13 protein-coding genes are annotated in these 12,130 nt (G+C 63.2%); 7 read left to right on the plus strand and 6 right to left on the minus strand.

All coding sequences use genetic code 11. The annotated features are described in order from the left end of the window. Nucleotides 1-9 precede the first annotated feature (9 nt). Both H7828_RS02825 and H7828_RS02830 read right to left on the minus strand, forming a co-directional pair. Entirely contained in the window at nucleotides 10-408 is a 399-nt protein-coding gene (locus tag H7828_RS02825) for a rhodanese-like domain-containing protein (RefSeq protein ID WP_226779420.1), read from the minus strand. A 14-nt stretch (nucleotides 409-422) separates the two neighbouring features. Beyond that, nucleotides 423-1,184, minus strand: coding sequence for an NAD kinase (locus tag H7828_RS02830; RefSeq protein WP_226779421.1), 762 nt, complete (start codon nucleotides 1,182-1,184; stop codon nucleotides 423-425). Nucleotides 1,185-1,352: 168 nt separating this feature from the next. On the opposite strand from H7828_RS02830, the gene glyA reads away from it, so the two are divergent. Continuing rightward, on the plus strand, nucleotides 1,353-2,648 hold the full coding sequence (glyA, locus tag H7828_RS02835; protein WP_226779422.1) for a serine hydroxymethyltransferase: 1,296 nt from the start codon (nucleotides 1,353-1,355) through the stop codon (nucleotides 2,646-2,648). A 152-nt stretch (nucleotides 2,649-2,800) separates the two neighbouring features. Here glyA and H7828_RS02840 read toward each other — a convergent pair whose 3' ends face one another. Continuing rightward, complete coding sequence (locus tag H7828_RS02840; protein WP_226779423.1) at nucleotides 2,801-3,163, minus strand: hypothetical protein; 363 nt, start codon at nucleotides 3,161-3,163, stop codon at nucleotides 2,801-2,803. 91 nt (nucleotides 3,164-3,254) lie between these two features. Between H7828_RS02840 and H7828_RS02845 the strand changes: the two genes are divergently transcribed. Continuing rightward, a complete protein-coding gene (locus H7828_RS02845; protein WP_226779424.1) occupies nucleotides 3,255-4,016 on the plus strand; it encodes an alpha/beta fold hydrolase in 762 nt (253 codons plus the stop codon). Here H7828_RS02845 and lepA read toward each other — a convergent pair. Continuing rightward, nucleotides 4,013-5,812, minus strand: a complete 1,800-nt coding sequence (gene lepA, locus H7828_RS02850; RefSeq protein WP_226779425.1) for a translation elongation factor 4 — start codon at nucleotides 5,810-5,812, stop codon at nucleotides 4,013-4,015. The two genes, H7828_RS02845 and lepA, sit on opposite strands and share 4 nt — an antisense overlap. A gap of 147 nt (nucleotides 5,813-5,959) precedes the next feature. On the opposite strand from lepA, the gene H7828_RS02855 reads away from it, so the two are divergent. Further along, nucleotides 5,960-6,157, plus strand: coding sequence for a hypothetical protein (locus H7828_RS02855; RefSeq protein WP_226779426.1), 198 nt, complete (start codon nucleotides 5,960-5,962; stop codon nucleotides 6,155-6,157). On the opposite strand, the gene gndA is transcribed toward H7828_RS02855, so the two are convergent. Together gndA and H7828_RS02865 are read right to left on the minus strand one after the other, a co-directional pair. After that, nucleotides 6,127-7,554 (minus strand): NADP-dependent phosphogluconate dehydrogenase, encoded by a 1,428-nt coding sequence (gene gndA / locus H7828_RS02860; RefSeq protein WP_226779427.1) that lies wholly within the window; start codon nucleotides 7,552-7,554, stop codon nucleotides 6,127-6,129. The two genes, H7828_RS02855 and gndA, sit on opposite strands and share 31 nt — an antisense overlap. Then, complete coding sequence (locus H7828_RS02865) at nucleotides 7,551-8,453, minus strand: SMP-30/gluconolactonase/LRE family protein (protein ID WP_226779428.1); 903 nt, start codon at nucleotides 8,451-8,453, stop codon at nucleotides 7,551-7,553. Before H7828_RS02865 ends, gndA begins: the two co-directional genes overlap by 4 nt. 80 nt (nucleotides 8,454-8,533) lie before the next feature. On the opposite strand from H7828_RS02865, the gene H7828_RS02870 reads away from it, so the two are divergent. The 4 genes from H7828_RS02870 to H7828_RS02885 all read left to right on the plus strand — a co-directional run bounded on the left by H7828_RS02870 (nucleotide 8,534) and on the right by H7828_RS02885 (nucleotide 12,048). Beyond that, a complete protein-coding gene (locus tag H7828_RS02870; protein ID WP_226779429.1) occupies nucleotides 8,534-8,953 on the plus strand; it encodes a GlcG/HbpS family heme-binding protein in 420 nt (139 codons plus the stop codon). Nucleotides 8,954-9,166: 213 nt separating this feature from the next. After that, nucleotides 9,167-9,940, plus strand: a complete 774-nt coding sequence (locus H7828_RS02875) for an SDR family oxidoreductase (RefSeq protein ID WP_226779430.1) — start codon at nucleotides 9,167-9,169, stop codon at nucleotides 9,938-9,940. 184 nt (nucleotides 9,941-10,124) lie between these two features. After that, nucleotides 10,125-11,051 (plus strand): IS1595 family transposase, encoded by a 927-nt coding sequence (locus H7828_RS02880; RefSeq protein WP_226779431.1) that lies wholly within the window; start codon nucleotides 10,125-10,127, stop codon nucleotides 11,049-11,051. Beyond that, a complete protein-coding gene (locus H7828_RS02885; RefSeq protein ID WP_226779432.1) occupies nucleotides 11,044-12,048 on the plus strand; it encodes a P63C domain-containing protein in 1,005 nt (334 codons plus the stop codon). Before H7828_RS02880 ends, H7828_RS02885 begins: the two co-directional genes overlap by 8 nt. The last annotated feature ends 82 nt before the right edge of the window (nucleotides 12,049-12,130 follow it).

The following is a 12,130-nucleotide window of genomic DNA, read 5'->3' on the forward strand; positions in this document are numbered from 1 at the left end:
CGGCGCAACCTAACTGTCGTCGGGCTTTTCCACCGGCCCGCCGGCAGACTGCCAGCCCGAGAACCCATCCTTCAGGTGGGCGGCGTCAAACCCCATGTCCTGCAGGGTGGCCACCGTCAGCGCCGAGCGCCAGCCCGAGGCGCAGTGGAAGACAAACCTCTTGTCCTGACCGAACACCTCCTTGAAATAGGGGCTTTCGGGATCGACCCAGAATTCGATCATGCCGCGCGGGGCGTGGAGGCTGCCGGGAATATACCCGCTGCGTTGGCGTTCGCGCACATCGCGGATATCGACGATCACGACGTTCGGGTCATCCACCATGGCGATGCCATCGGCGGTCTCGACCTCGTCAATGCGCGCACGCGCTTTGGCGACCATTTCGGCGGCGGTGGTTTTCAGCGGTTTCATGCCCTCTCCCTTCTTCAGACGAACTGTTCGCGGATCAACCGTTCTTCCAACCCGTGCCCCGGATCGAACAGCAACCGGTGACCCACGGCGCGTTCACTGCGAATCTCGACGCTGGCCACGTCGCGCACCGATTGGCGGCTGTCGGCATCGGCCATGACCGGGCGCTTGTCGGGTTCCAGAACGTCGATCCGCACCACCGCCCCCGAGGGCAGCAGGGCCCCGCGCCAGCGCCGCGGGCGAAAGGCCGCCATCGCCGTCAGCGCCAGCACATCGGCACCGATGGGCAGGATCGGGCCGTGGGCGGAATAGTTGTAGGCGGTCGATCCCGCCGGCGTCGAAACCAGCGCCCCGTCGCAGACCAGTTCATCCATCCTGAGCCGCCCATCGACGCTGATGCGCAGCTTTGCCGCCTGCGGTCCGGCACGCAGCAGCGCCACCTCGTTGATGGCCAGGGCGTTGTGGCGGCTGCCGTCGCAGGTGACCGCCGACATGGTCAGCGGGTTGATCACCTCTTCCACCGCCTGTGCCAGGCGGTCGGGCAGATCCTCTTCGCTGTATTCGTTCATCAGGAAACCGATGGTGCCGCGGTTCATGCCATAGACCGGCACATCCAGCGTGCTGTTGCCATGCAGCGTCTGCAGCATGAACCCGTCGCCCCCCAGCGCGACGATGACATCTGCCGCCTCGGCCGCAACCTCGCCGTAAAGCAAGCGCAGGCGGTGGGCCGCCTCCTGGGCCATCGGGGCCGTGCTGGCGGCAAAGGCAATAGCGCGCATATCGTACTCCGTTGACCAGGGGAAAGGTTGGCCGACCCCAACGGGAAACACAAGGGCAGGCTATGGGTGGAATTGGCGCGATGAGGGCCGGTTGCGTCGCAATGCGGGCTTTCTTGCCCGCGCGCCATGGCCTATACCGCCGCCAACCAAAGCCCCAGGAGAAGCTCCATGAACGCCCCGCACAAAGACAACGGTTTCTTCACCGAAGACCTGGCCAGCCGCGACGCCGAAGTGTTCGGCGCCATCGGCAAGGAACTGCACCGCCAGCAGACCGAGATCGAGCTGATCGCCAGCGAGAACATCGTCAGCCGCGCGGTCATGCAGGCCCAGGGCACCGTCCTGACGAACAAATACGCCGAGGGCTATCCCGGGCGGCGTTATTACGGCGGCTGCGAATACGTGGACATCGCCGAGGAACTGGCCATCGCCCGCGCCTGTGAATTGTTCGGGTGCAGCTTTGCCAACGTCCAGCCCAACAGCGGATCGCAGGCCAATCAGGGCGTGTTCACCGCCCTGCTGCAACCCGGTGACACGATCCTGGGCATGTCGCTGGACGCGGGCGGCCACCTGACCCACGGCGCGCGGCCCAACCAGTCGGGCAAGTGGTTCAACGCCGTGCAATACGGCGTCAAACGCGACACCCTGGAACTGGATTATGACCAGGTGGAACAGCTCGCCAAGGAGCATCAGCCCAAGCTGATCATCGCCGGCGGCTCGGCCATTCCCCGCCAGGTGGATTTCGCGCGGATGCGGGCGATCGCCGACATGGTGGGCGCATACCTTCATGTCGACATGGCGCATTTCGCGGGCCTCGTGGCGGCGGGCGAACACCCCTCGCCCTTCCCCCATGCCCATGTTGCCACGACAACCACCCACAAGACCCTGCGCGGCCCGCGCGGCGGCATGATCCTCACCAACGACGAGGCGCTGGCGAAAAAGTTCAACTCGGCCATCTTCCCCGGCATCCAGGGCGGCCCCCTGATGCATGTGATCGCCGCCAAGGCGGTGGCCTTCGGCGAGGCATTGCAGCCCGAATTCAAGACCTACCAGCAGCAGGTGATCGCCAACGCCAAGACCATGGCGGCGCGGCTGGTCGAGGGCGGGCTAGACATCGTCACCGGCGGCACCGACACCCACGTGGTGCTGGTGGATCTGCGCCCCAAGGGGGTGAAGGGCAATGCCACGGAAAAGGCCCTGGGCCGCGCCAACATCACCTGCAACAAGAACGGCATCCCCTTCGACGATGAAAAGCCGACCATCACCAGCGGGATCCGGCTCGGCTCGCCCGCCGGAACCACCCGCGGCTTCGGCGCCCCCGAATTCACCCAGATCGCCGAATGGATCGTCGAGGTGATCGACGGTCTTGCCGCGAACGGAGAAGAGGGCAACGCCGCCGTCGAGGCAAAGGTGAAGGCCGAGGTCGAGGCGCTCTGCGCCCGCTTCCCCATCTACACCGACATCTGATCCTCATATACGCAGGTGCGCGGCCCCGCGGGGCCGCCGCCACCCCCCATCTTTGGTCCGCAAATATCCCGGGGAGCGCGAGGGGCTGGCCCCTCGCTCCGCCCCCGCGTCCAGGCGCCGCGCCATAGGTTTCGCGCCCCGCCCTGCCCGGCTCAGAGATAGCCGCGCCAGACCAGGACAGCGATCAGCGCCGCCGAAACCGCCAGGAAGTTGAAGGCATTGGCGGTGACGATTCCCAGGACGAAACGGATGATCCGCTCCGACCCGTCGATCTGCTCGAGGAAGCGCTTGCAATCGCGATAGGCCTGCTTCTGCGCCGCCGGGTCCACCATGCGCGACAGTTTCGGATGCGCCGAAAGCTTCGCCCCCTCGATCAGCACGCCCGCCTCGCGCCGGATTCGACGGGGCAGAAGGCGGCCCGCCCGGCGCACCTTGCGCTCAAGCCCCTGACCACCGATCCCCAGCCGCGCGCCGATCAGGTCGGCAATGTCCTGGGCCTGTTGTTCTGGTGTCATCGCATCCTCCGGTCATGGTTCGATTACCCCCCTGACCGGATTCGCTCAATCCCCTGTAGCCCGCAAAATTCCGTTGCGCTAACAAGGGCTCATGTTGAACGTCATCACCCACGGTTCGCCCACGGATCGCCCGCCTCTCCTGATTGCCCATGGCCTCTTCGGTTCGGCCCGCAACTGGGGCGTGATCGCCAAACGCCTGTCCGACAGCCGGCAGGTGCAGGCCGTCGACATGCGCAACCACGGCGAATCCTTCCGGGATCCCTCGCATTCCTACCCCGCGCTTGCCGATGATCTTGCCGGTGTCCTCGACGGCCCCGGCGATGTGCTGGGGCACTCCATGGGCGGCAAGGCGGCGATGGTCCTGGCGCTGCGCCGGCCTGACCTGGTGCGCCGCCTGGTGGTGGCCGACATCGCCCCCGTGGGCTATGGCCACACCCAGATGCCGCTGATCGACGCGATGCGCGGGCTGGACCTGTCGCAGATCACCTCGCGCGGGCAGGCCGACGCCGCGCTGGCCGATGCAATCCCCGAACAGGGCGTGCGGGCCTTTCTTCTGCAATCGCTGGATGTGGCGGGCAGGACATGGCGGCTGAACCTCGATGTCCTTGCCAGCGAAATGTCCGGGATCATCGGCTGGCCCGAGATCACCGGCCGCTACGAGGGTGAAACCCTGTTCCTGACGGGCGCCGACTCTGACTACGTGCAGCGCGAACACCGCGAGCGTATCCGCAGCTATTTCCCCGCCGCCCGCTTTGCCAAGATCCCCGGCGCGGGCCACTGGCTCCACGCCGAGAAACCACGCGAGTTCGAGGCTGCGGTTCGCGCGTTCCTTGACCGGCCAGAGGGCGGTTAACTGTCCATCTTCAGCGCGTTGATAAACGCCTGCTGCGGGATTTCCACCTTGCCGAACTGGCGCATCTTCTTCTTGCCCGCTTTCTGCTTGTCCAAAAGCTTGCGCTTGCGCGAGGCGTCGCCGCCGTAACATTTGGCCGTCACGTCCTTGCGCATGGCCGACAGGGTTTCGCGGGCGATCACCCGCCCACCGATGGCGGCCTGGATCGGAATCTTGAACATGTGGCGGGGGATCAGCTCTTTCAGCTTTTCGCACATGGCCCGACCGCGCATTTCGGCGCGGTCGCGGTGCACCATCATCGACAGGGCATCGACCGGTTCGTCGTTGACCAGAACCGACATCTTGACCAGCGCATCCTCGCGATAGCCCAGCATCTGGTAATCGAAACTGGCATAGCCCTTGGTCACCGATTTCAGCCGGTCGTAGAAATCGAAGACCACCTCGTTCAGGGGCAGGTCATAGACCACCATGGCACGCGACCCGGCATAGGTCAGGTCCAGCTGGATGCCGCGCCGGTCCTGGCACAGCTTCAACACGTCGCCCAGATATTCATCGGGGACAAGGATCGTCGCCTTGATGCGCGGTTCTTCGATATGGTCGATATTGGCCGGGTCGGGCATGTCGGCGGGGTTGTGCAGTTCCTGCTCGGTGCCGTCGCGCATGAAGATCTTGTAAACCACCGAGGGCGCGGTGGTGATCAGGTCGATATCGTATTCCCGTTCGATCCGGTCGCGGATCACCTCAAGGTGCAGCAGCCCCAGGAACCCGCAGCGGAAGCCGAAGCCAAGCGCGGCCGAGGTTTCCATCTCGAAGCTGAACGAGGCATCGTTCAGGGCAAGTTTCTCGATGGCGTCGCGCATGTCCTCGAAATCATTGGCATCGACGGGAAACAACCCGCAGAACACCACCGGGATCGACGGCTTGAAGCCCGGAAGCGCGGTTTCACAGCCCTTCTTTTCGTGGGTGATCGTGTCGCCAACACGGGTGTCGCGCACCTGCTTGATCTGGGCGTTCAGATAGCCGATCTCGCCCGGGCCCAGTTCGCTGAATTCTTCCATCTTGGGGCGGAACACCCCGACGTTGTCGACCGAGTAGAGCCCGCCGGTCTTCATCATCCTGATCTTGTCGCCCTTCTTCAGGACACCGTCGATCACCCGCACGATGACGACAACGCCAAGGTAGGCGTCGTAATAGCTGTCCACCAGCATCGCCTTCAGCGGCGCGTCGCGGTCGCCTTTGGGCGCGGGCAGGCGCTTGACGATCGCCTCCAGAACATCGGGGATGCCCAGGCCGGTCTTGGCGCTGATCTGGATCGCGTCCGAAGCGTCGATGCCGATCACGTCCTCGATCTGCTCGGACACACGGGCGATGTCGGCGGCGGGCAGATCGACCTTGTTCAGGACCGGCACGATTTCATGGTCGGCGTCGATGGCCTGATAGACATTGGCCAGCGTCTGCGCCTCGACCCCCTGAGAGGCATCGACCACCAGAAGCGATCCTTCGACCGCCCGCATGGAACGCGAGACCTCATAGCCGAAATCGACGTGGCCGGGCGTGTCGATCAGGTTCAGCGTATAGGTTTCGCCATCCTGCGCCGGGTATTCGATGCGCACGGTATTGGCCTTGATCGTGATGCCCCGCTCGCGTTCGATGTCCATGGCATCCAGCAGCTGGTCCTTCATGTCGCGCGCGGCGACAGTTCCGGTCAGCTGGATCAGCCGGTCGGCCAGCGTGGATTTACCATGGTCGATATGGGCAACGATCGAGAAGTTGCGGATATTGGAAAGCTTGGTCATCAAATCAGCGCCTGTCGCGGGGTTCAGCTGCCGTGAATGAAGCGTGACAAGGAAATTTGCAAGAGGGATAGGCGAGAAGTCTGTGACGCCAGCCTGGGAATGCGCAATGGAACATGCATCCTATCGCACATCACATGAGGTATCGCCATGCCCCGCCGGCCGACCAACGAAATCGCCACGATGACCTGGGTGCGCGAGCCGCCAAAGGTGCTGGACCGCGCGAACGGTAAACCCGTCGCCATCGCCACCGCGCAAGGCAGGATCGCGGGCGATGACCTTGCCGCGTGGTTGCGCGGCAAGGTCGAGGTGCCGGATCAGCCGTTCATCGCCCAGGGGCCGTGGTAATCCTTGCCGTCGCGGTCGGTGCGTTCAAATCCGTGGGCGCCGAAGAAATCACGCTGGCCCTGGATCATGTTGGCGGTGCTGCGCGCGGTGCGGATCATGTCGAACCAGTTCAGCGCGGCGGACAGCGCCGGCACCGGCAGGCCGTGGGACAGCGCGGTTGCCACCGTCTGGCGCAGGGCCGGAATGTGCTGCACGATCAGGTCGCGGAAGAACGGTGCAAAGATCAGCGTGTCGTCCGGCGCCTCGGTCAGGGCATCGGCCATGTCGTTGAGCATGGATGAACGGATGATGCAGCCTTCGCGCCAGACCCGCGCCACCTCGGGCATGGGCAGGCCCCAGTCGAACTGTACCGAAGCCGCGCCCAGAAGCTCGAACCCCTGCGCATAGCACATGATCTTGCCCGCGATCATGGCACCTTCCAGCACCTCGTCGCTCAGCGCGCCCTCGGGCAGGGCCATGGGGGCGGCGCCGAACACCTCTTCGCCGCGCTTGCGCAACGGCAGCCGCGACGAGGCATTGCGCGCAAAGACCGCCGCCTCGATCACCGGGATGGCCGCGCCCAGGTGCTGCGCCTCGATCACGGTCCAGCGGCCGGTGCCCTTCTGCCCGGCACGGTCGAGGATGATGTCAAGCATGGGCTTGCCGCTGTCGGGGTCCGTCGCCGTGGCCACCTTGCCGGAAATCTCGATCAGGTAGGATTGCAGCAGGCCGTCGTTCCACTTGGCGAAGGTCTTGCCGATGGTGACGGCATCACGGCCCATGCCATCGCGGAAGATGCCATAGGTTTCGGCGATCATCTGCATGTCGGCATATTCGATACCGTTGTGCACCGCCTTGACGAAATGCCCGGCCCCGCCCTTGCCCATCCATGTCGCGCAGGGGGTGCCTTCGTACTTGGCAGAAATCGCCTCGAGCACGTTCGACACCCGGTCCCAGTGATCCTTGGGGCCGCCGCCCATGATGCTGGGCCCGTGGCGCGCGCCCTCTTCGCCGCCCGAAACGCCCATGCCGATGAAGGGCCAGCCTTCGGATTCGGCAGCGGCGGCGCGGCGGTTGGTGTCGTGGAAATTGGCGTTGCCCGCGTCGATGATCAGGTCGTCGTCGTTCAGAAGCGGGCGCAGCGCCGCGATCACCTTGTCCACCGGATCGCCGGCATCGACCATGACGATCACCGCGCGCGGCGTGGCCAGCGCGGAAACGAAACCCTCAAGGCTGTCGGCCGGTGTCAGCCGTTCGGCCAGGGCCGGTTCGTTGGCCTTGGTGTGGGCGATGAAATCGTCGGTCTTTTCGGTGGTCCGGTTGTAGACGGCCAGCGGCTCGGCGTTCTCGGCGATGTTCAGGGCCAGGGCGCGGCCCATGGTTCCAAGGCCGATCAGGCCGATGCGTGGTTGTGTCATGGTGTCTGAACCCCCTGGCGGTTGAGTGAGATGGAATAAAGGCTGGTGGTGGCGGTGATGAACAGGCGATGCTTGCCCCGCCCGCCAAAACAGATGTTGGATACGATCTCGGGCACATGGACATGGCCCAGAAGGGTGCCGTCGCGGGCATAGCAATAGACGCCATCCCCCGCCGAAGACCACAGGTTGCCGTCACTGTCACAGCGGATGCCGTCCGAGGCGCCCACCGGCACGGTGCAGAACACCGCGCCCCCGCTCAGCGTGCCGTCCGGGGCAACATCCCAGGCCCGCACATTCCGGGCGTCCTCGCTGAACATCCGGCCCGTGTCGGCCACGTAAAGGCGGGATTCATCGGGCGAAAAACACAGACCGTTGGGCGCATTGATGCCCGGCGTCGGCACATGGTGCACCGCTCCGGTTTCGGGTTCGACGCGATAGACCTGCAGGGGCAGTTGCGGCGTGGCGGCATGGCCTTCGTAATGGGTCATGATCCCGTAGTGGGGATCGGTAAACCAAATGCTGCCGTCCGATTTCACCACCACGTCATTGGGCGAATTCAGCGGCTTGCCGTCGAAGCTGTCGGCGATCACGGTGATCGTGCCGTCGTGCTCGGTCCGACTCACGCGCCGCGCCCCGTGTTCGCAGGATACCAGCCGCCCCTGACGGTCACGGGTGTGGCCATTGGCGAAATTCGACGGCGCGCGATAGGTGGTGATCCCGGTCTCCGCGTTCCAGCGCAGGATGCGGTTGTTTGGAATGTCGGAGAATAGCAGGCAATCGGCATCTCCGAACCAGACCGGCCCCTCGGCCCAGTCAAACCCCGTCGCCAGTCGCTTGAGCGGTGCGTTGAACAGCACGAAACGCTCGAATCGCGGGTCGTTGGCGGTATGAAACGTCACATCCTGTCTCCGGGCTGGTCGGATCGCGGCTTCATTGCTATCCCTGCGCGCAGGTCAGGTAAATGACAAAGGGGAATACCATGGACTTCACCGAAAAGACGATGCGCCTTACCCATGCGGGCGTGATGAAGATGCTTGAGGCCGCGATCGCCAGGGCAACCGAGGCCGGGCAACCCCAATGCATCGTGATCGTCGACGCCAGCGGCGAAACCCTGGGCGAGCTTCGGATGACCGGCGCCAAGTTCCTGAGCCTGAAAAGCGCCCGCGCCAAGGCCCGCACCGCCGCCAGCATCCGCGCCCCCAGCGCCAATATCCCCGAGGCGGTGCGCGCCGGCATTCCCGCCGCCACCGAAGGCAACATGACCGCCCTGCCCGGCGGCCTGCCGATCAGGATCGACGGCCATTGCCTGGGTGGCATCGGCGTCGGTTCGGGCACCGGCGATCAGGATGTCGACGTGGCAAACGCCGCCCTGGCCGCCATCGGCGCCGACCTGTGTTGACCCCCGCCTAGCCAAGGGCAGTCAGCCCCATCCGCGGCGGGTTCACGGTGCCGCCAGCGCGGCCCAGGTCAGGCCCGCTGTGCGGGCTGTCCGTACCATGAATGATGATCGACTGCTGGCTCATAAGGCTCCGGCGGTTTCGTTGACAGGTTCTGTTACCGTTATCATAAAGAGCCGGCGACGGAATTGTCGAGGTCAATCGGGAGAACGGAAATGGCTGATGGCCTTGCGCTTTTTTCACTGAAGGGCAAACGCGCCCTTGTCACCGGGTCATCCCAGGGGATCGGTTTCGCCCTGGCACGCGGCCTGGCCGCCGCGGGGGCCGAAATCCTGCTGAACGGGCGCGACACCGGCAAACTCGCCACCGCCGCCGACACCCTGCGCGCCGAGGGCGCGACGGTGCAGATCCTTGCCTTCGACGTGACCGATGCGCAGGCGGTCACCGCCGCCATCGACACCTTCGAACAGGAAAACGGCGCCATCGACATCCTCGTGAACAACGCCGGGATGCAACACCGCACCCCTCTCGAGGATTTCCCCGCCGACGCCTTCGAACGTCTGATGAAAACCAATGTCACCTCGGTTTTCCTGGTGGGCCAAGCAGTGGCGCGTCACATGATCGCCCGCAAGGCCGGAAAGATCGTGAACATCGCCAGCGTCCAGACCGCTCTGGCCCGCCCCGGCATCGCCCCCTACACCGCCAGCAAGGGCGCCGTCGCCAACCTGACCAAGGGCATGGCCACCGATTGGGCCCGCCACGGGCTGCAATGCAATGCCATCGCACCGGGCTATTTCGACACGCCCCTGAACGCCGCGCTGGTGGCGGACCCCGAATTCACCGCATGGCTTGAAAAACGCACCCCCGCAGGCCGCTGGGGCAATGTCGAGGAACTGGTGGGCGCCTGCATCTTCCTCGCATCCGCCGCATCCAGCTTCGTGAACGGCCACACGCTTTTCGTGGACGGCGCGATCACCGCATCCCTCTGACCGAATTCGGAAGGTCGGATTGGGGTTCCCCCCCAAACCCCGGGATATTTATAGGACCAAAGATGGAGGGTCCGGCACCTTTCCATCTTTGGTCTTTCAAAGGGGCTTATATATTTAACTAGCCAAAAATCGCTTGCGTCGTTTGGCTAGTTAGGTTATTCATGGTGCATAAGGAGCTTGCACCATGTCGAAGCCTGAAACCCTCTCCACCTTTGAGTTCTTCCGCAAGTTCCCGGATGAAGATGCCGCACGCAAGTTCTTTGAGGCTAAGCGTTGGGGCGACGAGCCGGTTTGCGGTCACTGTGGTTCGGTCAGCGTGGCCGAGTGCAAAGACCACAAGCCCATGCCGTACCGCTGCAAGGATTGCCGGAAGCATTTCAGCGTCCGCACTGGCACTGTTCTGGCCGAGAGCCGCCTTCCCCTGCAAAAATGGCTCCTTGCTATTTTCATGCTGACCAGCGCCCGCAAAGGCATTCCCAGCACTCAGATGGCGCGGGAGCTTGGCGTCACTCAGAAAACCGCATGGTTCCTTGCACAGCGCATCCGCGAAACTTGGCTCAAGGATCGTGACGACCACATGGACGGTCAGATGCAGGTTGACGAAACCTATGTCGGTGGCCGCGAGAAGAACAAGCACGCCGACAAGAAGCTCCGCGCTGGCCGTGGCGCGGTTGGCAAGACTGTGGTCGTCGGCGTTCGTGACGAGCATGGCGAAGTTCGCGCGGTCGTGGTCGAGAACACTAAGGCAACGACGCTTGAACGCTTCGTCCGCGAGCATTGCAAGGCGGGCGCTACCATCGTGACCGACACCCACGGCGGCTACATCAACCTCAAGGCCCGTGGCTACAATCACATCACCATCAACCACACCGCTGGCGAGTACGTCCGCGACATGGCGCATACCAACGGCATCGAAAGCTTCTGGTCCCTGCTCAAGCGCGGCTACATCGGCATCTATCACTACATGAGCGCCAAGCACCTGCACCGCTACGTGAAGGAGTTCTCCTTCCGCCACAACACGGCACAGATCGGCACCATGGGCTTCATCGGAATGACTATCGACCGCATGGCAGACAAGCGGCTGACTTACAAAGGGCTGATCAATGGCTGACAACGAGAAAGACCTGATTGAACCTATCGATGCGAGCTTCGACGAGGTAGTGAGCGCGATTGCACCTGCGCGTGGATCCGTGGTCACTGACAACCTGCCCAAGGCAACCCATCGAGGCATTTTGCCAATCGGCGGCTTGCAACTGGATTGCTTCGTTCTCCAGGATGGACGGCGGCTTTTCCACAAAAGAGGCATGGCAAAGGCGCTTGGCCTTAAGTCGGAAGGCGGTAACGCCTTCATGAAGACTTTGGGGGGCAAGAAGCTTGGATCTGAACTGGATCTGGAGCTTTGGGAAAAGATCGAAAATCCCATTGTTTTCAACACAGAAGGCCCGGATCCGGCGCACGGATATGAGGCTGACGTCCTAGTTGATGTTTGCAAGGCAGTAGGTCGCGCTTTTGCGGCGGGCAAGCTGACAAAAGCTCAAGAGCCGATGGCGCGGCAAGCACAGGCAATCGTTAACGCTCTGGCCAGCGTCGGCATCACCGCCCTGATCGACGAGGCGACGGGATATCAGACCGAGAGAAGCCCTGATGCATTGCGCCTCCTCGTGGCCGCGTACATCGAGAAGGAGCAAAGGGAGTGGGAAAAGGAGTTCCCGGACGATTTTTACATCACGCTGAACCATGTCTACGGTTCGGATCCATACGTTAAGAGGGCCAAGGGGGCCGTTGTCATCAACAAGCCTCAGCACTTTGGGAACTTTACCAACAAGTACGTGTACGGACCGCTCGAAAACGGGGAAGTCCTAAAGGAGCTTCAACGGCTCAACCCGCAGATTGATGCGAAAGGAACAAGGAAGCAGCGCTTCCACCAGTTTCTGAGCGAAGGATATGGTCTTGAGAAGCTTCGAGCCCAAAGACAGGAAGTGCTGACCATGCTGAAGCTGTCTGACGACATTGAAGACTTCAAAAGGCTTTACGAGAAGCGGTTCGGTCCAATGGATGACCAGTACTCCATGTTCCCGGACTTCTTCCCCGTGGGACGCAAGAAGTAGGCTGCATGAGTTTCATGGGCGGATTGATCTCCGCCCATGATGAGTTGAAGGCTAGTTAAGTATATAGTCCCCCTTTCAAATA

The organism is Oceaniglobus trochenteri (assembly GCF_020529025.1).
GTDB classification, from domain to species: domain Bacteria; phylum Pseudomonadota; class Alphaproteobacteria; order Rhodobacterales; family Rhodobacteraceae; genus Oceaniglobus; species Oceaniglobus trochenteri.